Annotated in this window: 15 protein-coding genes; 12 read left to right on the forward strand and 3 right to left on the reverse strand. The window is 71.6% G+C overall.

The window, feature by feature from the left end; genetic code table 11:
- Positions 1-5: 5 nt before the first annotated feature.
- The 5 genes from OG905_RS31775 (at position 6) to OG905_RS31795 (ending at position 5,709) form a co-directional block, all read left to right on the forward strand.
- Positions 6-821 carry a TlyA family RNA methyltransferase gene (locus tag OG905_RS31775; RefSeq protein WP_328679499.1) on the forward strand — a complete coding sequence of 272 codons (816 nt, stop codon included), beginning with the start codon at positions 6-8 and terminating at the stop codon, positions 819-821.
- Positions 818-1,735 (forward strand): NAD kinase, encoded by a 918-nt coding sequence (locus OG905_RS31780; protein WP_328679500.1) that lies wholly within the window; start codon positions 818-820, stop codon positions 1,733-1,735. Before OG905_RS31775 ends, OG905_RS31780 begins: the two co-directional genes overlap by 4 nt.
- Positions 1,736-2,089: 354 nt before the next feature.
- The gene (gene recN / locus OG905_RS31785; protein WP_328682708.1) at positions 2,090-3,808 is read left to right on the forward strand and encodes a DNA repair protein RecN; all 1,719 of its coding nucleotides are present in this window, start codon (positions 2,090-2,092) and stop codon (positions 3,806-3,808) included.
- Positions 3,808-4,539, forward strand: coding sequence for a hypothetical protein (locus OG905_RS31790; RefSeq protein ID WP_328679502.1), 732 nt, complete (start codon positions 3,808-3,810; stop codon positions 4,537-4,539). Before recN ends, OG905_RS31790 begins: the two co-directional genes overlap by 1 nt.
- A 90-nt stretch (positions 4,540-4,629) precedes the next feature.
- Positions 4,630-5,709, forward strand: coding sequence for a glycosyltransferase family 4 protein (locus OG905_RS31795; protein ID WP_328679503.1), 1,080 nt, complete (start codon positions 4,630-4,632; stop codon positions 5,707-5,709).
- 525 nt (positions 5,710-6,234) lie between these two features.
- On the opposite strand, the gene OG905_RS31800 is transcribed toward OG905_RS31795, so the two are convergent.
- The 3 genes from OG905_RS31800 to OG905_RS31810 form a co-directional block, all read right to left on the reverse strand.
- Positions 6,235-7,860, reverse strand: a complete 1,626-nt coding sequence (locus tag OG905_RS31800) for a PucR family transcriptional regulator (protein ID WP_328679504.1) — start codon at positions 7,858-7,860, stop codon at positions 6,235-6,237.
- Between the two features lie 98 nt (positions 7,861-7,958).
- Positions 7,959-9,356 carry an FAD-binding oxidoreductase gene (locus OG905_RS31805; protein WP_328679505.1) on the reverse strand — a complete coding sequence of 466 codons (1,398 nt, stop codon included), beginning with the start codon at positions 9,354-9,356 and terminating at the stop codon, positions 7,959-7,961.
- Between the two features lie 130 nt (positions 9,357-9,486).
- Entirely contained in the window at positions 9,487-11,289 is a 1,803-nt protein-coding gene (locus OG905_RS31810; protein ID WP_328682710.1) for a glycoside hydrolase family 15 protein, read from the reverse strand.
- Between the two features lie 466 nt (positions 11,290-11,755).
- Between OG905_RS31810 and OG905_RS31815 the strand changes: the two genes are divergently transcribed.
- From OG905_RS31815 to OG905_RS31845, 7 genes are all read left to right on the forward strand, one after another.
- Entirely contained in the window at positions 11,756-13,405 is a 1,650-nt protein-coding gene (locus OG905_RS31815; protein WP_328679506.1) for a CTP synthase, read from the forward strand.
- Between the two features lie 116 nt (positions 13,406-13,521).
- A complete protein-coding gene (locus tag OG905_RS31820; RefSeq protein WP_328679508.1) occupies positions 13,522-14,148 on the forward strand; it encodes an NUDIX hydrolase in 627 nt (208 codons plus the stop codon).
- A 164-nt stretch (positions 14,149-14,312) separates the two neighbouring features.
- A complete protein-coding gene (locus tag OG905_RS31825) occupies positions 14,313-16,358 on the forward strand; it encodes a tetratricopeptide repeat protein (protein ID WP_328679509.1) in 2,046 nt (681 codons plus the stop codon).
- A 142-nt stretch (positions 16,359-16,500) separates the two neighbouring features.
- A complete protein-coding gene (ald, locus tag OG905_RS31830; RefSeq protein ID WP_328682712.1) occupies positions 16,501-17,616 on the forward strand; it encodes an alanine dehydrogenase in 1,116 nt (371 codons plus the stop codon).
- Positions 17,617-17,994: 378 nt separating this feature from the next.
- Complete coding sequence (locus OG905_RS31835) at positions 17,995-19,149, forward strand: ParA family protein (RefSeq protein WP_328679511.1); 1,155 nt, start codon at positions 17,995-17,997, stop codon at positions 19,147-19,149.
- Positions 19,146-19,706: a hypothetical protein gene (locus OG905_RS31840; protein WP_328682714.1), complete on the forward strand. Its 561-nt coding sequence runs from the start codon at positions 19,146-19,148 to the stop codon at positions 19,704-19,706. The genes OG905_RS31835 and OG905_RS31840 overlap by 4 nt, the downstream gene beginning before the upstream one ends.
- Positions 19,707-19,997: 291 nt before the next feature.
- Positions 19,998-21,146: a segregation/condensation protein A gene (locus tag OG905_RS31845; RefSeq protein WP_443044017.1), complete on the forward strand. Its 1,149-nt coding sequence runs from the start codon at positions 19,998-20,000 to the stop codon at positions 21,144-21,146.
- Positions 21,147-21,170: the final 24 nt, after the last annotated feature.

Genomic DNA, 21,170 nt, shown 5'->3' on the forward strand with positions numbered 1-21,170 from the left:
CGAACGTGGCAGGAGTGGCCCGCCGCCGTCTCGACGCCGAGCTGGTACGCCGCAACCTCGCGCGCTCGCGCGAGCACGCGAGCCAGCTGATCGCCGCGGGGCGGGTGACCGTCGGCGGCAACACCGCGACGAAGTCCGCCACCCAGGTCGAGACCAGCGCGGCCATCGTCGTCGCCTCCGACGACAGCGACCCCGACTACGTCTCGCGCGGCGGCCACAAGCTCGCCGGGGCGCTCGCCGCGTTCATGCCGCTCGGTCTCAAGATCGAGGGACGGCGGGCGCTGGACGCGGGTGCGTCGACGGGCGGCTTCACGGACGTACTGCTGCGATCGGGTGCCGGACATGTCGTGGCCGTCGACGTCGGCTACGGGCAACTCGCGTGGTCTCTTCAGAGTGATGAACGCGTGAGTGTCAAAGACCGTACCAACGTGCGTGAATTGACATTGGAGTCGATCGACGGAGTGCCGGTGGACCTTGTGGTGGGCGATCTGTCGTTCATTCCGCTCGGTCTTGTGCTGCCCGCGCTTGCGCGCTGTGCCGCGCCCGACGCGGACCTGGTGCTGATGGTCAAGCCGCAGTTCGAGGTGGGCAAGGACCGCCTCGGCAGCGGCGGGGTCGTCCGCAGCTCCGAGCTGCGCGCGGACGCGGTCAAGGCCGTGGCGCGCAAGGCCGCCGAGCTCGGTCTCGGCGTGCAGGGCGTCACGGCCAGTCCGCTGCCGGGACCCTCCGGAAACGTCGAGTACTTTCTGTGGCTCCGGGCCGGAGCGCCCCAGCTCGATCCGGCGGATGTCGACCGTGCAGTGGCGGAGGGACCTCGTTGACCAAGACACCAGCAGCGACACCGGCGCGCACCGTTTTCCTGCTCGCGCACACCGGCCGCCCGGCGGCGATCCGCAGCGCGGAACTCGTCGTACAGGGGCTGCTGCGCAGCGGTCTCGGCGTACGCGTACTGGCGGCGGAGGCGGCCGATCTGCCGCTGCCGCCGTCCGTCGAGACGGTGAACGAGGCGACCCCGGAAGTGCTCGACGGCTGTGAGCTGCTGATCGTCCTCGGCGGGGACGGAACGCTGCTGCGCGGCGCCGAGTTCGCCCGTGCGTCCGGGGTGCCGATGCTCGGCGTCAACCTGGGGAGGGTCGGCTTTCTCGCGGAGGCCGAGCGCGACGACCTCGACAAGGTCGTCGACCGGGTCGTCACGCGCGCGTACGAGGTCGAGGAGCGCATGACCATCGATGTCGTCGTGCACACCAACGGCGATGTCGTGCACCGGGACTGGGCGCTGAACGAGGCAGCCGTGCAGAAGGTCTCGCCCGACCGGATGCTGGAGGTCGTCCTGGAGATCGACGGGCGCCCGGTGACCGGCTTCGGCTGCGACGGCATCGTCTGCGCGACACCGACCGGCTCGACGGCGTACGCCTTCTCGGCGGGCGGGCCGGTGGTCTGGCCGGAGGTGGAGGCGCTGCTGATGGTGCCGATCAGCGCGCACGCGCTGTTCGCCAAGCCGCTGGTGACGTCTCCGACGTCGGTGCTCGCGGTCGAGGTGCAGCGGAACACTCCGCACGGGGTGCTGTGGTGCGACGGGCGCCGGACCATCGAACTGCCGCCCGCGGCACGGGTTGAGGTGCGGCGTGGGGCTGTTCCGGTGCGGCTGGCACGGCTGCATCACGCGTCGTTCACGGACCGGCTCGTGGCGAAGTTCGCGCTGCCGGTGTCGGGGTGGCGGGGCAAGCCGCACTAGGCCGTGTCTGACAAATAGCGCCGTCCGCCCGCAGGGCGGGGTGCGCGGCGTCCGGTGCGTGCAATCGCAAGGCGGAGGACCATCCTCGTACTGGACGTACTTGGATGACTCCGACAACGCAGCGAGTGTGCGTGCCGGGCGTCGCGCGCCAGGCGAGATTTGTCAGACACGGCCTAGACCCCACGCATCGGCGGGTCACGCGGTTCTTCCCGGTCGAGTGCTGTGTCTTTCCGGGGGGCAACCCCCGGACCCCCGGCGTTTTACGTGGTCTCGGCCCGGGAGAGTGAACCAGGGCCCGGGGTCCGTCGCACAGCGGGCCCCGGACCTCGTAAGGTCGTGTCCGTGTTGGAGGAGATGCGGATACGGTCGCTCGGGGTCATCGACGACGCTGTCGTCGAGCTGTCGCCCGGTTTCACCGCGGTGACCGGCGAGACGGGCGCGGGCAAGACCATGGTCGTCACCAGCCTGGGGCTGCTGCTCGGCGGGCGCGCCGACCCCGCGCTGGTGCGGATCGGCGCCAAGTCGGCGGTGGTGGAGGGGCGGATCAGCGTGTCCCCGGGTGCCCCCGCCGCGCTGCGGGCCGAGGAGGCCGGGGCGGAACTCGACGACGGCACCCTGCTGATCAGCAGAACCGTCTCGGCGGAGGGGCGCTCGCGCGCCCACATCGGCGGGCGGTCCGTGCCGGTGGGCATGCTGTCCGAGCTGGCCGACGAGCTCGTGGCCGTACACGGCCAGACCGACCAGCAGGGGCTGCTGCGGCCCGCGCGGCAGCGGGAGGCACTCGACCGGTACGCGGGCGACGCGGTCACCGGGCCGCATGCCAAGTACGCGGCCGCGTACCGGCGGCTGCGGGCCGTCTCCGTGGAGCTGGACGAGCTGACCACGCGCGCGCGTGAGCGAGCGCAGGAAGCCGATCTGCTGCGTTTCGGTCTCAGCGAGATCGAGGGCGTCGAGCCGCGCGCGGGCGAGGATGTCGAACTCGCCGCCGAGGCCGAACGGCTCGGGCACGCCGAGGCCCTCGCCTCCGCCGCGTCCGTCGCCCACGCCGCGCTGGCGGGCAATCCCGAGGACCCGGAGGGCGTCGACGCCACGACGCTCGTAGCGGGCGCGGGACGGGCGCTGGACGCCGTGCGCTCCCACGACCCGGCGCTCGCCGCGCTCGCCGACCGGATGGGCGAGATCTCCATCCTGCTCGGCGATGTGGCCGGGGAGCTCGCCGGGTACGCGGACAATCTGGACGCCGATCCGCTGCGCCTCGCCGCTGTGGAGGAACGGCGGGCGGCGCTGACCGCGCTGACGCGCAAGTACGGCGCGAATATCGACGGCGTACTCGCGTGGTCGGAACAGAGCGCCGAGCGCCTCACCGAGCTGGACGGCGACGACGACCGGATCGGGGAGCTGGCGGCCGAGCGGGACGCGCTGCGCAGCGAACTGTCGGGCCTGGCACAGACGTTGACCGACGCACGTACGGAGGCGGCGGCGCGGTTCGCCGAAGCGGTCACCGAGGAGCTGGCCTCGCTCGCGATGCCGCACGCGCGCGTGTCGTTCGAGATCCGCCAGAGTGAGGACCCGGAGGGCGTCGAGGTCGGCGGCCGCACCGTGGCGTACGGCCCCTCCGGCGTCGACGAGGTCGAACTGCTGCTGGCCCCGCACCCGGGCGCGCCGCCGCGGCCGATCGCCAAGGGGGCTTCGGGCGGTGAGCTCTCGCGCGTGATGCTCGCGGTCGAGGTCGTCTTCGCCGGGACCGACCCGGTGCCGACGTATCTCTTCGACGAGGTCGACGCGGGCGTGGGCGGAAAGGCCGCGGTCGAGATCGGGCGCCGTCTGGCGAAGCTCGCGAAGACGGCGCAGGTGGTGGTCGTGACACATCTGCCGCAGGTGGCGGCGTTCGCCGACCGGCAGCTGCTGGTCGAGAAGACCAACGACGGGTCGGTGACCCGGTCCGGAGTCACGGTTCTCGAAGGGGAGGACAGGGTGCGCGAGCTGTCGCGGATGCTGGCGGGCCAGGAGGACTCCCAGACGGCGCGGGCGCACGCGGAGGAACTGCTCGCCACGGCGCGGGCGGACGGCTGATGAGGCGCGCGACCGCGTTCGCCACCGCCTTCGGGGCGACCCGGTCGGTGTACGAGGTGCTGCGCAGGCGGGCGCCCGGTGACCCCGCGCGGTGGCAGCGCAAGAACTACGCGGGCCGCACGGTCGACCTCTACGCCGGACCGGCCGCCGCGGTCGGGGCCGCGCTGGCGGCTTCGGGCCCGGCGGCTGTCGCGGTGGTCGCGGCGGGGGCGTGCGGGGCGTACGACGATGTGAAGGGCGACCACCGGCGCGGCTTCAGGGCGCACCTGAGCGCGCTTGGGCAGGGCGAGGTGACCAGCGGGGCCGTGAAGCTCTTCGGGATCGGGGCCGCGGGGCTCGCCGCGGGGGCGCTGCTCAAGGAGCGGCCCGTCGACAAGCTCCTCGCCGGGATCGTGATCGCAGGCACGGCCCACCTGGTCAACCTCGTGGACGTCGCGCCGGGACGGGCCGCCGTCGCCGTGCTCGGGATCGGCGCGCCCGGCCTGCTGCGCCGGGGCGCCGCCGGTGCGCTCGCCGCCGCGCCCATGGGAGCCGCCGCCGCGATCGTCACCGAGGACCTGGGCGAGCGGACCATGCTCGGCGACACCGGGGCGCATGCCCTGGGCGCGGCACTCGGCACCGCGATCGTCGCGGGCAACGGCCGTGCCGGGCTTGCCGTTCACGCGGCGGGCCTGATCGCGGCGGCCGTGTACGGGGACGAGGTCAGCAGGCTCGCGGGATCACCCATGTGAGTGACACCGCGCCCCGCGCCGCCCGGCCGGGACACGTCAACGACACCCCGACAGTGCCGGAACGTGCGTACGGGCTGGCATCCTTGGCGCGTGACACAGCTGCGTACGGTCCAGGTGCTGGGCGGCGGCAGTGCGGGCAGCAGCGCGCACGTCAGGTCGCTGGCCGCGGGGCTGGTGGCGCGGGGCGTGCGGGTGACGGTGTGCGCCCCCGCCGAACTGAAGCACCTCTACGACTTCCCCGGCGCCGGGGCGCACTTCGCCGCCGTACCGCGGCGAAGCGATCCGGCGGCGATCGGGGCGTTGCGCGCGGCCTGCGCGAAGGCGGACGTCGTGCACGCGCACGGGCTGCACGCCGCCGTACGCGCCACGCTGGCGCTCAGCGGGCAGCGCGTGCCGCTCGTCGTCACCTGGCACACCCGCTCGCACGACGAGGGCGCGCGCGGTCAGGTGCTGCGGTTGCTGGAGCGAAGGGCCGTGCGGGCGGCGGCGGTTGTGTTCGGCACCTGCTCCGAACTGGTCGACCGGGCCCGCCGGCGCGGCGCGCGAGACGCCCGCCTCGCACCGGTCGCGGTGCCCGCACCGCGGGGGCGTCCGGGCCACGCCGAGGACAAGTCACGGGCCGAACTGGGCGCGGTGGACCGGCCGTTGCTGATGGCGGTGGGCAGCCTCGTGCCGCACCGGGGGTACGGGACCCTGCTGGACGCGGCCCGGCTGTGGCGCGGCCTCGACCCGCTGCCGCTGGTGGTGATCGCGGGGGAGGGGCGGGAGCGGGGTGCGCTCCAGCGCCGCATCGAGGCGGAGGGTCTTCCGGTCCGGCTGGTGGGCCGCCGGGACGACATCGGCGACCTCCTCCCGGCGGCGGACGTCGCCCTCCTCCCGAGCCGCTGGGAGGCCCGCTCCCTGCTCGCCCAGGAGGCCCTGCGCCTGGGCGTCCCTCTGGTTGCGACGGCGGTCGGCGGCATCCCGGAACTTGTGGGTGACGCGGCGGAACTGGTCCCGTACGGGGACGCGGCCGCGCTGGCCGACGCGGTGACACGACTGCTGGCGGACGAGGGGCGGCGGGGGGAACTGGCGGCGGCGGGGCGGGTGCAGGCGGGGACGTGGCCGACGGAGGACGAGACGATCGCGCAGGTTCTGAGCGTGTACGACGAGGTGGTGGCGGGGCGGTGAATCTCCCCCACCCCGCCCCTTCCCGAACCGGGGCTCGGCCCCGGACCCCTCGGGTTATGTGGGGGCTGACGCCCCACACCCCGATGCGCCCGCTTCGCGGCGCACACCCCAACCCCCAGAGGGGAAAGCGGAACGTGGGGCTGCTGCCCCCACACCCCAAGTGCGCCCGCTTCGCGGGGCGGACTGAGCGCCAACCGGCGCGCGGGCTCCGCGGCGCGAGCTGACGGTTCGCGGCGCATCCACACCGCCGCGCGGGGCGACCAACTGCGGCGCCGGTATGGGGGCTGCGGAGCGGGTGGAGTCGGGACGTAGAGCGTGATGTGTGGCGCGGGGACGCCCGCGCCTCGCAGCACGCCAGAGACGCGCCGTAAATCGTGCAGTCCCGGCTCCACTCCGGAGCGGACCCCAAACGGCAACCCCGCGGCACCGGGCAACCCCGCGACCCGCACCGCCAACGCTCCCACCCCACGGCACCGGGCCCTCAAAGCCCGCACCCCCAAAGCCCGCACCCCCAAGACCCGCGCCTCACCCCACGTGCCGCCTCGCCCTCAGCGCCAGGCTCAAGGCCAGTACCGTCTGCGGGTCGTCCAAGTCCGTGCCCAGGAGTTCCGAGATGCGCGCCAGGCGGTTGTACAGCGTCTGGCGGTTCAGGTGGAGTTCGCGGGCCGTTTCCGCCTTGCGGCCCGCGTGGGCCAAGTACGTCTGCAGCGTCGGGAGCAGCGGCGGGCGCGAAGACGCGTCGTGGTCGCGCAGGGGCCCGATCGCGCGCTCCACGAAGGCCGACAGGTCCGGGTGGTCCCGCAAGCGCCACAGCAGGAGGTCGATGTCCAGGCGGCGGGCGTCGTACCACGGGCGGTCCGAGAGGCCCTGCGCCGCCGTCGCCGCCTCGGAGGCGTGGCGCAGGCCCGCCGATGCCGCCGCCCAGCCGCCCGCCATGCCGACGACCACGACCGGCGGGTGCGCGCCCGCGCGTTCCAGGCCGGCCCGTTCGACACCCGCCCGCAGCGCCGCGGCGACCCGGTCGGCGACGGCTGTGCGTTCGGACTCGGAGCGCAGGCCGAGCAGGAGCGGAACCCGGCCCTCCACGGGGCGTACGCCCAGCAGCACCGGTACCCCGACCGCCGACAGCTCCTCCAGCACCGCGCGGGCGAGCAACGCCCAGTTCCCGGACGGCGAGAGCTCCGCGGCCAGGCGCATGACGACCGGCAGCAGCGGTCCCTCGCCCGGCTTGAAGCCAAGGACCTTCGCCTGGGCCGGTGCGTCCTCCGCCGTGATGCGGCCCTCCGCGAGGTCCGTCAGGAAGTCGCCGCGGCCGCGCGCCGCCAGCTCCTCCTCCTGGCGGGCCTGCATCAGGACGACCGCCAGCAGCCCGGCCGCCCGCTCCGCCGCCATCCGGTGCACCGTCAGCGGCGGGGATCCGACGGCCAGCAGGACGAGGCGGGCGCGTACCGACGCGGCGCCCTGCCCGCCGCCGGGGACGTCAACCAGGACCGTCCCGGCCGGCGGCGACTCCCGTGCCGCACGCTGGCCCCGCAGCCCGTCCCAGACCTGGAGCGGATCCGCCCCGGCCCGCCCCGAATCGGATCCGGCCGCGTACAGGAGCTGTCCGTCCGCCGTCTCCAGGAAGACGGGGTTCGCGGTGAAGTCGGCGAGGATACGCAGCACTTGGGGCACCCCGCCCCCGTCGAGCAGCACCTCCGTACACCGCCGGTGCACTTCCTCGGCCTGCCGCAGCAGGGCGTAGTGCCCGTTGACGATCTCGGTGTGGACCTCCTCGGTCACCGAGACGAAGGGCACCTCGCGGTGCAACTGCACGAGCGGCAGTCCGGCCGCCCGCGCGGTCTCCACGACCACCGAGGGCAGTCGGCTGAAGCGCGGCCCCAGCTCCACCACGAGCGCGGCGATGCCGCGGTCCGCGAGCCGGCGTACGAAGGCCCGCTGTTCGGCGGGCCGGGTGCCGAGCCCCATGCCCGTGGTGAGCAGGAGCTCTCCGCCCTTGAGCAGGGAGGCGATGTTGGGCACCTCGCCGGCGTGCACCCAGCGCACCGTCCGCTGCAGCCGGTCCGCGCCGGCGACGACCTCCGGAAGTCCGGCGCGCAGTCCGGGCAGTTCCAGCGCCCGCTGCACCGTGATGCCACCTTGGGTCTCCACTGACTGTCGCCTCGCGCTTTCACTCGGGCCGGACCGGCGACGCGGACGCTACCGGGCCGGTGCGTCCGCGCTCATCACCAGGGCCCCGCGGGCAATCGTCATGCCCCGTTCGGGGACGCTGGTTTGATGTTGTGGTTCAGCCGGAACACGTTCTCGGGGTCGTACTCCGCCTTGACCGCGGCCAGGCGCTTGTAGTTGTCCTCGCCGTAGGCGGCGACCACGCGCTCCTGTCCCTCGTTCCCGATGAAGTTCAGATACGTCGCGCTCAGCGACCAGGGCTTCACATCGGCGCGTACGTCCCGCACCCACTGCTTGGCGCGCTCGTCGTCGTCGGGGCTCTCCCAGATCCCGAAAGGATGCACGGCCCACGGCGCCTCGCGCCAGGGCACCGGATAGTCGGCCGGGCCCCTGGCCACCGCGCCGCCCATCGGGAACAGGACGTGCTGTGTGCCGGTGGGTATGGGCATGTCGGCCGCGCGGGAGCAGTAGGCGTCGACGGCCTCGTCCGGGAAACCCGCCATGAACTCCGCGGACCAGTAGTTACGCATGAGCGGCGGGTCGTCGAGCATGCACTGCAGCTCCGCGTACGGCAGTTCGGCGATGACTTCCGCCTCGTGGCCGAGACCCAGCATCGGCTCGCTCACATCACGGGCCTCCGCTTCCGGGCCCGCGTATGTCACCAGCACGGCGAGTACGAGCTTGCCGACCATGTGCTCGGGAACGAACGGCTCGGGCGGCCCGGTGAGATAGATACAGCCACCGCCGACCTCGTCCGGCGCGGACTCGATGAAGTCACGGTAGGCGCGCACGACTTCAGGTCCGGCCTCGGGCTGGAACAGCAGCATGACCATCGACATCGCCGGGAGCGCATGCAGTTGCAGGGTGATGGCTGTGGCCACGCCGAAGTTGCCGCCGCCGCCGTGCAGCGCCCAGAACAGCTCCGGGTTCTCGTCCGCACTGGCGTGGACGGTGTCGCCGTCGGCGGTCACCAGCTCCACGGCGATGAGATTGTCGCAGGCCAGGCCCCACTTGCGCTCCAGCCAGCCCGATCCGCCGCCCAGTGTGAAGCCGCCGACGCCGGTGGTGGACGCCCGCCCGCCGGTGGTCGCCAGATCGTGGGGCTGGGTCGCCCGGTCGAGATGGCTCATGGTGGCGCCACCGCCGATCCGTGCCGCCCGGGACTGGGGATCGACGACCACGGTGTGGATGCGGCGCAGGTCGACGACGATTCCGCCGTCGGTCACGGCCATGCCCGCGACGCTGTGGCCGCCGCCGCGGACGGCGATCTCCAGATCGTTGTCGCGGCCGAAGCGGACCGCCCTGGCGACATCCGGTCCCGTCTCGCACTGGGCGATGACGGCGGGACGCCGGTCGATCATGCCGTTGAAGATGGCGCGAGCGTCGTCGTACCCCGCATCGCCGGGGGCGTACGCATCGCCGGTCAGTTCCCTGCGGAGGCCGGCCAGCGCGACCTCCGTGATGTCTTGGGGCGCCATAGTGGCCCCCTTCCGAGGGCGCGACAGGACATTTTCATCGTAGTCCCGACAAGGAAGACATGATCGGTCGAGCCGTCCTGCCGCGCACCTGGTCCTGCCGCGCTCTTCGTCGTGCCGCGCTCCTCGCGCTCTATCCTCCGTACGCGCCCGAGGCCGTCAGCCGCAGCGCCGTGTCGATCAGCGGGACATGGCTGAACGCCTGTGGGAAGTTCCCCACCTGCCGCTGCAGCTTCGCGTCCCACTCCTCGGCAAGCAGCCCCAGGTCGTTGCGGAGCGAGAGCAGCTTCTCGAAGAGCCGCCTCGCCTCGTCCACCCGGCCGATCATCGCCAGGTCGTCCGCGAGCCAGAACGAGCAGGCCAGGAACGCGCCCTCGTCGCCCTCCAGACCGTCCACACCGGCGTCCTCGCCCGCGGTCGGGTAGCGCAGGACGAAACCGTCCTCCGTGCCCAGCTCCCGCTGGATCGCCTCGATCGTGCCGATGACGCGCTTGTCGTCCGGCGGCAGAAAGCCCATCTGCGGAATCAGCAGCAGGGAGGCGTCCAGCTCCTTGGAGCCGTACGACTGCGTGAACGTGTTGCGCTCCTGGTCGTACCCCTTCTCGCAGACATCGCGGTGGATGTCGTCACGCATCTCGCGCCACCGCTCGATGGGACCGTCCGCGTCGCCGGACTCGATCAGCTTGATCGTCCGGTCGACCGCGACCCACGCCATCACCTTCGAGTGCACGAAGTGCCTGCGCGGCCCGCGCACCTCCCAGATGCCCTCGTCGGGCTGGTCCCAGTGCTTCTCCAGGTAGCGGATCAGCTTGAGCTGGAGCAGCGAGGCGTAGTCGTTGCGCGCCAGGCCGGTCATGTGCGCCAGATGCAGCGCCTCGGTGACCTCGCCGTACACATCCAGCTGGAGCTGGTGCGCCGCGCCGTTGCCGACGCGTACCGGAGCGGAGTTCTCATAGCCGGGCAGCCAGTCCAACTCGGCCTCGCCCAGCTCCCGTTCGCCCGCGATCCCGTACATGATCTGCAGGTTCTCCGGGTCGCCCGCCACCGAGCGCAGCAGCCACTCGCGCCAGGCGCGGGCCTCCTCGCGGTAGCCGGTGCGCAGCAGCGAGGACAGGGTGATCGCGGCGTCGCGCAGCCAGGTGTAGCGGTAGTCCCAGTTGCGTACGCCGCCGATCTCCTCCGGCAGCGAGGTCGTCGGCGCGGCCACGATTCCGCCCGTCGGCGCGTAGGTCAGCGCCTTCAGCGTGATCAGCGAGCGGACCACGGCCTCGCGGTAGGGCCCGTGGTACGTGCAGTGCTCGACCCACTCCCGCCAGAAGTCCTCGGTCGCCTCCAGCGAGCCCTCCGGGTCCGGCAGCGCCGGCGGCTGGTGGTGCGAGGGCTGCCAGCTGATCGTGAACGCGATCCGCTCGCCGGGAGCGACGGTGAAGTCGGAGTACGTGGTGAGGTTCTTGCCGTACGTCTCCGTGGAGGTGTCCAGCCAGACCGAGTCCGGTCCGGCGACGGCGACCGTGCGCCCGTCGACCTTGTGGACCCAGGGCACCACACGCCCGTAACTGAAGCGCATGCGCAGTGCGGAGCGCATCGGCACGCGCCCGCTCACGCCCTCCACGATCCGGATGAGCTGGGGCGCGCCGTCACGCGGCGGCATGAAGTCCGTCACGCGGACCGTGCCGCGGGGCGTGTCCCACTCCGATTCGAGGATCAGCGAGTCACCGCGGTAGCGACGCCGGTCGGCGGCTGGAGGCCCCGCCTCCGCGGAGTGCGCAGGACCGAGCCGCCAGAAACCGTGCTCCTCGGTACCGAGGAGGCCCGCGAAAATGGCATGCGAGTCGAAGCGGGGTAGGCACAGCCAGTCCGCTGTTCCGTCCCTGCAGACCAGTGCTGCGGTCTGCATGTCTCCGATAAGTGCGTAATCCTCGATGCGCCCGGCCACGTGCATCTCCAGTCGAACGGCCACGTCCGCCCCGCGGGGCGCTTACTGCTGTCAAGGGTCGTCGACGAGCGCGGTGTTCCGGTCGACGGATGATGGTGTCATGTGACGTCCCACCCGTCGCCCTCCACCACCCTGCTCGATGCGCTTCGCGCGCCCCTCTGCATCGCTCGGCGAGCGAGTGTCCGAGCAGGATACGACGCACAGTAATGATCTGCGCGCCCGTCTCGGCAACACAACTCAGCCGAACGAGTGAGCCAAGGGTGAGTCCTGGTGAGCGGCGTACGCAAGTGGCGACGCGTGGCCGGAAGCAGTCTCCCGTCGGCGCTGATACCCTGGTACCCCGTGGACCGGTGGCCGTCCTGTGCGAATCAGAGGCCCCGAAACCGCAGCGACGGCCCCCTCCGGACGACCGGAAGGGACGCCGGTACGCACCTCACCTCGCGACCACGGGAGCCCCCTCTTGGCGATGCCGCCCAAATCCATGACGACCAAGCACATCTTCGTCACCGGGGGTGTCGCCTCCTCCCTCGGCAAGGGCCTCACGGCCTCCAGCCTGGGCGCGCTGCTCAAGGCGCGGGGCCTGCGGGTCACCATGCAGAAGCTCGACCCGTATCTGAACGTCGACCCGGGCACGATGAACCCCTTCCAGCACGGTGAGGTGTTCGTCACCAACGACGGCGCCGAGACCGACCTGGACATCGGCCACTACGAGCGCTTCCTCGACGTCGACCTCGACGGCTCGGCCAACGTCACCACGGGGCAGGTCTACTCCCAGGTCATCGCCAAGGAGCGGCGCGGTGAGTACCTGGGCGACACCGTCCAGGTCATCCCGCACATCACCAACGAGATCAAGCACCGCATCCGTCGCATGGCGACCGACGACGTCGATGTCGTCATCACCGAGGTCGGCGGCACCGTCGGCGACATCGAGTCACTGCCGTTCCTGGAGACCGTCCGCCAGGTCCGCCACGAGGTCGGCCGGGACAACGTCTTCGTCGTGCACATCTCGCTGCTGCCCTACATCGGCCCCTCCGGCGAGCTCAAGACCAAGCCGACCCAGCACTCCGTAGCCGCCCTTCGGAACATCGGTATTCAGCCAGACGCGATCGTGCTGCGAGCGGACCGCGATGTTCCGATCGCGATCAAGCGCAAGATCTCGCTGATGTGCGACGTGGACGAGGCGGCCGTGGTCGCGGCCATCGACGCCAAGTCGATCTACGACATCCCCAAGGTGCTGCACACCGAGGGCCTGGACGCCTATGTCGTACGCAAGCTCGACCTGCCGTTCCGCGATGTCGACTGGACCACGTGGGACGACCTGCTGGACCGGGTGCACAACCCCGACCACGAGGTCACGGTCGCGCTGGTCGGCAAGTACATCGATCTCCCTGACGCCTATCTCTCGGTGACCGAGGCGCTGCGCGCCGGCGGCTTCGCCAACAAGGCCCGTGTCACGGTCAAGTGGGTCACCTCCGACGACTGCAAGACCCCGGCCGGCGCCGCCAAGCAGCTCGCTGACGTCGACGCGGTCCTCATCCCCGGCGGCTTCGGCGACCGCGGTGTGAACGGCAAGGTCGGCGCGATCACCTACGCCCGCGAGAACAAGATCCCGCTGCTCGGCCTGTGCCTCGGCCTGCAGTGCATCGTGATCGAGGCCGCGCGCAACCTGGCCGAGATCCCCGAGGCCAACTCCACCGAGTTCGACTCCGCCACCGCCCACCCGGTGATCTCCACCATGGAGGAGCAGCTGGCCTATGTGGAGGGCGCGGGCGACCTCGGCGGAACGATGCGCCTCGGCCTCTACCCGGCCAAGCTCGCCGAGGGCTCGATCGTCCGCGAGGTCTACGGCGACCAGCCCTACGTCGAGGAGCGCCACCGCCACCGCTACGAGGTGAACAACGCCTACCGCGCGGAGCTGGAGAAGAAGGCGGGCATCCTCTTCTCGGGCACGTCCCCCGACAACAGGCTCGTCGAGTACGTCGAGTACCCGCGCGAGGTGCACCCCTACCTGGTCGCCACCCAGGCGCACCCGGAACTGCGCTCGCGCCCGACGCGTCCGCACCCGCTCTTCGCCGGTCTGGTGAAGGCCGCGGTGGAGCGCAAGACGGCCAAGTAGCGCACAGGCGTTACGGTTGACCGGGGCCCGGGCCTCGGGGTCCGGGGGTATCCCCGCACAAGGCCCCGCGGGCGCGTGCCCCGGTTCTGCATGTACGTGGCGGGAGGACGTTTTTCATGACCATCAAGGACACGCCCGAGCAGTGGCAGGTCGTCGCGACCGCGACGCCTTTCCGGGGCAACAAGACCAGTGTCCGCACCGACGACGTGGTCATGCCCGACGGCACGGTGGCACGGCGTGACTACCAGGTCCACCCCGGTTCGGTGGCGGTGCTCGCCCTCGACGACGCCGGCCGTGTTCTCGTACTGCGCCAGTACCGTCACCCCGTGCGCCACAAGCTCTGGGAGATCCCGGCCGGCCTCCTGGACGTGCCCGGGGAGAACCCGCTGCACGCCGCACAGCGCGAGCTGTACGAGGAGGCGCACGTCAAGGCCGAGGACTGGCGGGTACTGGCCGACGTCTACCCCACGCCGGGCGGCTGCGACGAGGCCGTACGGATCTTCCTCGCCCGCGATCTGTCGGAGGCGGAGGGGGAGCGCTTCGAGGTCTCCGAGGAGGAGGCCGACATGGAGCTCGCGCGGGTTCCGCTCCAGGAGATCGTGCACGGCGCACTCGCGGGCGATCTGCACAACAACTGCCTGATCGTGGGCGTCCTCTCGCTGACCGCGGTACTGAACGGGGAGGGCTTCGACTCGCTGCGCCCGGCCGAGGCTCCCTGGCCGGCCCGCCCCTTCGAGGCCTGAACCAGCTCAGGTACCCGCTCCGGTCCGACGATCTGCTGATCCGATCGGGCGATGCGCCCGCCATGCTCCGCACGGTTCGTAGCAGAGCGTGAACTACGCTCGGAACGCCCGTGCGGAGTCCCTGCGGGCTCGGCTCGTGCGCGGACTGGACGGGAGCGTGGCCCGTGACGGATCAGGCGGTGGACGTGGGCGGCCAGGCCGGTGCGTCGGGCAACCAATTCTTCGGTCGCCAGCGGGAGTTGAAGGCCCTGCGGGCCGACATCGAACGGGCCGGCCTGGACACCATCTCCGGACGCAAGGCTCCGCGCGCCCGGGTGCTCCTGATCGCCGGGCGGCCGGGATCGGGCCGAACCGCACTCGCCGATGAACTGGCGCGCAGGCTCGCCGACGACTACCCCGACGGGGTACTGCGCACCCGGCTGACCGAGCCGGGCGGACGACGGGTCCCCATGGAACAGGCGGCCCGCGCACTGCTCGACTCCCTCTCCATCGCATCGCCGCCCGGCGCGGACGAGGACGAGCTGACCGAGATGGTCCGCGAGGCGCTCGCCGTACGCCGCACGCTGCTGTTCCTCGACGACGCCGGCGACGCCGAACAGGTCGACCCGCTGCTGCCCGACAACTCCGACTGCCTGGTCCTCGCCGTGGCCCAGGGCCCGCTCACCGGCATTCCCGACGTACGGCCGTGCACCCTCGGCGGCATGGACGCCAAATCCGCGATCGAGCTGCTCCGCACCTTCACCGGCTCGGTGCGGATCACCGTGGATCCGCAGGCCGCCGAGTCCATCGCCGAGGAGTGCGGCGGGCTGCCCGCCGCACTGGTCCTGATCGGCGGCTGGCTGGCCGCCCGGCCGCGGGCGTCGGTCGCCGACGTGGCCAAGCGGCTGCGGGGACTGCCGGACGTGGGGGAGCAGCCCACGAGTGCCCGGCCGCTCGCCCGTGCCTTCCGGCTCGGCTACGAATCCCTGCCGCCGTCGGCCGCCGGGATGCTGCGACTGCTGGCCCTCGCGCCGGGTGGGACGGCCGACGCCCACACCGCGTCCGCACTGGTCGGCTGCTCGGTCCAGGCCGCCGGCTCGACGCTCCACGAACTCGCGGCCCTGGGCTTTCTGCACACCGTCGCGGGGCCCTCGTCGACGGCGGCGGACGTTCAGTACGAGGTGCCGGGCGCCCTCGCGCCGCTGCTGCGCGCGCTGATGGAGGCGCAGGACCGGCCGGCCGAGGTGCAGCTGGCCCGGGCCCGGATGCTGGAGCGGACCGTTCGACAGCTGCGGGCCTGCCGTGCCGTCACCGAGCCGGACGGCTCCCCGGCCGTCAAGAAGCTGGCCGGGATGCCGCGCGCGCTGCGCTTCGCCAACGCGGCCGCCGCGGCGGAGTGGCTGCGGCTGCGACGGCCCGCGCTGCTGGCCGCTGCGCGTCTGGCGGTCGAGGACGGCGATCTGGACACCCTGGCGCGACGGCTGGTCGCCGCCTTGGTCCGGGCACTGGCCGCACACCGCGGCACCGAGGCGGCGGCGCCGGATCTCTACGGTCTGCACCAACTGGTGCTCTCCGTCGCCCAGCGCCGCGGGCTGCACCGGGAGGAGGCCGCAGCCCTGCTCAATCTCGCCGATCTGGATGCGCAGACTGGCCGTGCCAAGGACGCGCTGGTCCGCTACCGGGCCGCTCTGGACGCCGGACGGGCGGCACATGACCCGTACGCGACCGGCCGTGCGATGGAATCCGTAGGCGCTGCCCACCAGGATCTGGGGGACTGGCAGCGGGCCGCCGACTGGTACGGGAGGGCGCTCGCCCAGCGCCAGACGCGCGGCGAGCGGGCGGACGAGGCGAGGCTCTACGGGAGGCTCGGCACCGCGCACACGTATGCGGGCCGGTACGGCGAGGCCCTGCGCAGCTGGCGGGCCGCCGCGGCCGGATACCGCAGGCTCGGCGATCTCCCGTCCCAGGCGCGGGCGTTGAGTGAGGTGGCCCGCGTACAGGAATACGCCGGCCGGCCGGAGGAATCCCTGCACACCTGCCGCGAGGCGGTGGAGTGGGCGCGGCAGGCCGGGGACGCCCGGCTGCAGGCAGCGCTGCAGCTCAGGCTGGCCGACACCCTCGACCGGCTGGGTGACCCGGCGGCGGCCCGGCTGCACCGTGCGACCGCGGGAAGACTGCTCGGAGAGGAAGGTTCCGCCTACGAAATCCGCAGCACTTCAGCCAAAGATTGATGCTTTGTAAGGCTAGACAGTCGGAAATCCTTCATTAGACTGGCTCCGCCACATGTTCTCGTGGTGTCCTCCGGTGCGCCGTGCGTATCCGGGTATGTATGGCATTGCCCCCGTATCCCCTGAGCCAAGGACCGTGATCGACGTGAAGGTCGGCATCCCCCGCGAGGTCAAGAACAACGAGTTCCGGGTGGCCATCACCCCCGCTGGTGTGCACGAGCTGGTGCGCCACGGCCACCAGGTCTTCATCGAGCAGGACGCCGGTGTCGGCTCCTCGATCACGGATGGCGAGTTCGTCGCCGCGGGTGCGCAGATCCTGCCCACCGCCGACGAGGTCTGGGCGACCGCCGACCTGCTGCTGAAGGTCAAGGAGCCCATCGCCGAGGAGTACCACCGCCTCCGCAAGGACCAGACGCTCTTCACCTACCTGCACCTCGCCGCCTCCCGGGAGTGCACGGACGCCCTGCTGGAGTCCGGCACCACCGCCATCGCGTACGAGACGGTCGAGACCGCGAACCGGGCGCTGCCGCTGCTCGCCCCGATGTCCGAGGTCGCGGGCCGGCTGGCCCCGCAGGTCGGCGCGTACCACCTGATGCGCTCGGTCGGCGGCCGCGGCGTCCTGCCGGGCGGCGTCCCGGGCACGTCGGCCGGCGAGGCTGTCGTCATCGGCGGTGGTGTCTCCGGCTGGAACGCCACGCAGATCGCCGTCGGCATGGGCTTCCACGTGACCCTGCTCGACCGCGACATCAACAAGCTGCGTGAGGCCGACAAGATCTTCGGCACCAAGGTGAAGACGATCGTCTCCAACGCCTACGAGCTCGAGAAGGCCGTCGTGGAGGCCGACCTCGTCATCGGCGCGGTTCTCATCCCGGGTGCCAAGGCGCCGAAGCTGGTCACCAACGAGCTCGTCGCCAAGATGAAGCCCGGAAGTGTACTTGTCGACATTGCAATCGATCAGGGTGGCTGCTTCGAGGACTCGCGTCCGACCACCCACGCCGAGCCGACCTTCATGGTCCACAACTCGGTCTTCTACTGCGTCGCCAACATGCCGGGCGCGGTGCCGAACACCTCGACGTACGCGCTCACCAACGCGACGCTTCCCTACATCCTGGAGCTCGCCAACCGCGGCTGGGTCGAGGCGCTGCGCCGTGACCCGGCGCTCGCCAAGGGCCTCAACACCCATGACGGCCAGGTCGTTTACGGCCCGGTCGCCGAGGCCCACGGCCTGCAGAGCATCGAACTGAGCGCGCTTCTCGGCTGACAGTCAACCGCGTCGTCAACATCATGCCAACGGCCGGACCTTGCCGAGCAAGGTCCGGCCGGACGTGTATACGACCACTTTGCGACGCTCGTTCAACTCGCCTCGAACGTAACCCTTTAACCGTTTCGCGCACCCTCGAAACTTGACGCCCAGGTCACGCCGTGAGTCCTGAGCACCCTTGACAGAAGGGTGTTCGGTTGCCGACACATCGGGCCGGGTCCGGCGGATTGTGTTGCTGCGGACCGGTGACACGCCATAGAGTCGCAAACCGTCGGCATGGTGCCACGCTGACCTATCGATAAAGTCCTGGTCACGTCCAAGGAGGTAAGACGACTTGTGAATGAGTCGACATTTACTCCCGGGGGTGGTCAACCAGGGATGCCTGCGAGGGGCCGGGTCCCGTCAACAGAGCAGCCCGGGCCCGAGGCTGTCGGCTCCGTCGCTGTCCGAACCTTCGAGACGCTTCAGCACACGACGCACCCGACGCACATGACGACAGCCCACACGATGAAGATGATGGACGGCCAACACGTGAACGCCATGGCCGGCAACGAGAGTGGCCGAGAGTCCACCCACTTCGCCGCCTACGAGGAAGTCCCCGAGGGGCACTTCTACGACCCCGATGCCGAGTACGAGCCCGATCCCGAGTACGCGGCCACCCTCGCCCCTGACGCCGCGCGTCAGCGCCGCGAGCGGATCGGCCCCACCGGGCGGCCGCTGCCGTACTTCCCGATCCCGGGCCCGCTGACCTCTCACGGCCCCGCGAAGATCATCGCGATGTGCAACCAGAAGGGCGGCGTCGGCAAGACGACGTCGACGATCAACCTGGGCGCCGCGCTCGCGGAGTACGGACGGCGAGTGCTGCTCGTCGACTTCGACCCGCAGGGAGCCCTGTCGGTCGGCCTCGGCGTCAATCCGATGGAGCTGGACCTCACCGTCTACAACCTGCTCATGGAGCGGGGCATGTCGGCGGACGAGGTACTGCTGAAGACCGCGGTCCCCAACATGGACCTGCTGCCGAGCAATATCGATCTCTCGGCCGCGGAAGTGCAGTTGGTGAGCGAGGTCGCGCGCGAGTCGACGCTGCAGCGTGCGCTGAAGCCGCTGATGTCCGACTACGACTACATCGTGATCGACTGTCAGCCCTCGCTCGGCCTGCTCACGGTGAACGCGCTGACCGCGGCGCACAAGGTGATCGTGCCGCTCGAGTGCGAGTTCTTCGCGCTGCGTGGTGTGGCTCTGCTGACCGAGACGATCGAGAAGGTCCAGGAGCGGCTCAACCCCGACCTGGAGCTCGACGGCATCCTCGCCACGATGTACGACTCCCGTACGGTGCACAGCCGTGAGGTCCTGGCGCGGGTCGTCGAGGCCTTCGACGATCACGTCTACCACACGGTGATCGGCCGGACGGTGCGCTTCCCCGAGACGACGGTCGCCGGTGAGCCCATCACCACGTACGCATCGAACTCCGTGGGCGCCGCCGCGTACCGTCAGCTCGCCAGGGAGGTGCTCGCCCGGTGTCACGCCGAGTGAGTCTGCCCGGGGCCGACGAGCTGTTCCGTACGACCGGGGGCATGGCGCTCCAGTCCTCGTCCCCGCGCAGGCAGGCCAACGGCGAGCCGAGGGTGCCGGCGCCGGCGGGGGAGAGCGATCCGGTCGGGGACGGTGCGGCCGAGCCGTCCTCCTCGGCTTCAGCGTCCGCTTCCTCGGCGGAGCACTCCGCGGCCGAGGCGGACTCCGGAGCGGAGGGGCGCAGCCGGACGGCGGAGGCCGAGGCTTCCGGCGGGGCGCCGCGGCGTCCGCAGGAGGCGTCCGCTGCCGCCGCTCCGGCCGGGCAGGCGCGGCGCCGCGGCGGCCGTGGCGCGAACCGCCGCCCCAGCGGGCGCGAACGGCACGACGAGAAGATCACGGTCTATGTCTCGGCCGAGGAACTCATGGACCTCGAACACGCGCGGCTGGTGCTGCGCGGCGAGCACGGGCTGGCCGTCGACCGTGGGCGTATCGTCCGCGAGGCGGTGGCCGTGGTGCTGGCGGATCTTGAGCAGCGCGGCGACGCGAGCATTCTCGTACGACGCCTGCGCGGGCGCTGACGGTAGCCTGCGCGCTGCCCCGCCTGCTCCTTTTGCCCCTGGACCACGATGCCCACGACCGACGAATCCGCCCCGCCGCCCCGCCGCTCGCTGGGCCGCGGCCCTGGCGCGGACCGGGGCGGGGCGCGTGCGCCTGGGGAGGCGGTGGTGGTTTCCCCCACCCCGCCCCTTCCCGAAACCGGGGCCGAGCCCCCGGCCCCCCGCCGCCGGCTGCGCGGCGCCGGGAGTCGTCCGGCTGAGCCGGGGACGGCTGATGGGGAGGAGCCTTCCGGCTCCGACTTCGGCGAGGCCGTGGGCGAACCCTCAGCGGCTGGTCGCCCGCTTCGCGACGACGGCGAGCCTGCGGATGTCGGCCGTCCGGTCGAGCCTGCGGCTGGGGGAGAGTCCCCTGATTCCGGCGGTGCCGAGGCAGCGGAGGCCCCTCCGTCCGGCGCACCGGAGGCGGTCGGCGAGGCCCCGGCCGAGCGCAGTGCGCCGCTTCGGGGCGCCGAGAGTCGACCGGCCGAGGCCGAGCCCGGGGCTGCGGAGGACGCTCCCGGTTCCCGCGGCGACGCTGCCGCGCAGGCCCGTCCCGCCGGTGAGCCGGAGCCCGCCGAAGGTGGTGCGTCCGCTGTCCCCGTCGTCGACGACGGGCGGTTCAAGGTGCGGCTCGCGAACTTCGAGGGGCCCTTCGATCTGCTGTTGCAGCTCATCTCCAAGCACAAGCTGGACGTGACCGAGGTCGCCCTCTCCAAGGTCACCGATGAGTTCATGGTGCACATCCGCGCCATGGGCAACGACTGGGATCTCGATCAGACCACCGAGTTCCTCGTCGTCGCCGCCACCCTGCTCGACCTCAAGGCCGCCCGGCTGCTCCCCGCCGCCGAGGTGGAGGACGAGGCCGATCTCGCGCTGCTCGAGGCGCGTGACCTGCTCTTCGCCCGGCTGTTGCAGTACCGCGCGTACAAGCAGATCGCCGAGATCTTCAGCGGGCGGCTGGAGGACGAGAGCAGGCGGTATCCGCGTACCGTCGGGCTCGAACCCCATCACGCCGAGCTGTTGCCCGAGGTCGTCATCAGCATCGGCGCCGAGGGCTTCGCCAAACTCGCCGTCAAGGCCATGCAGCCCCGGCCCAAGCCGCAGGTGTACATCGACCACATCCACGCACCCCTCGTGTCCGTGCGCGAGCAGGCCGAGGTGGTCGTCGCGCGGCTGCGGGAGGCCGGGCAGGTGAGCTTCAGGGAGCTCGCCGCGGACGCTCCCGACACCCTCACCGTCGTAGCCCGCTTCCTCGCCCTGCTGGAGCTCTACCGCGAGAAGGCCGTCGTCCTGGAGCAGGAGGACGCCCTCGGGGAGCTCATGGTGCGCTGGACCGGTGGCGAGGGCGCCGATCAGCCCACCGTGACCGACGAATTCGATTCTGAGGTTCGCGAGAACCAGGAGGAGGACGAGAACGCGTGAGTGATCTCAAGCCCGCGCTCGAAG

The organism is Streptomyces sp. NBC_00322, from assembly GCF_036147535.1.
Taxonomy (GTDB): domain Bacteria; phylum Actinomycetota; class Actinomycetes; order Streptomycetales; family Streptomycetaceae; genus Streptomyces.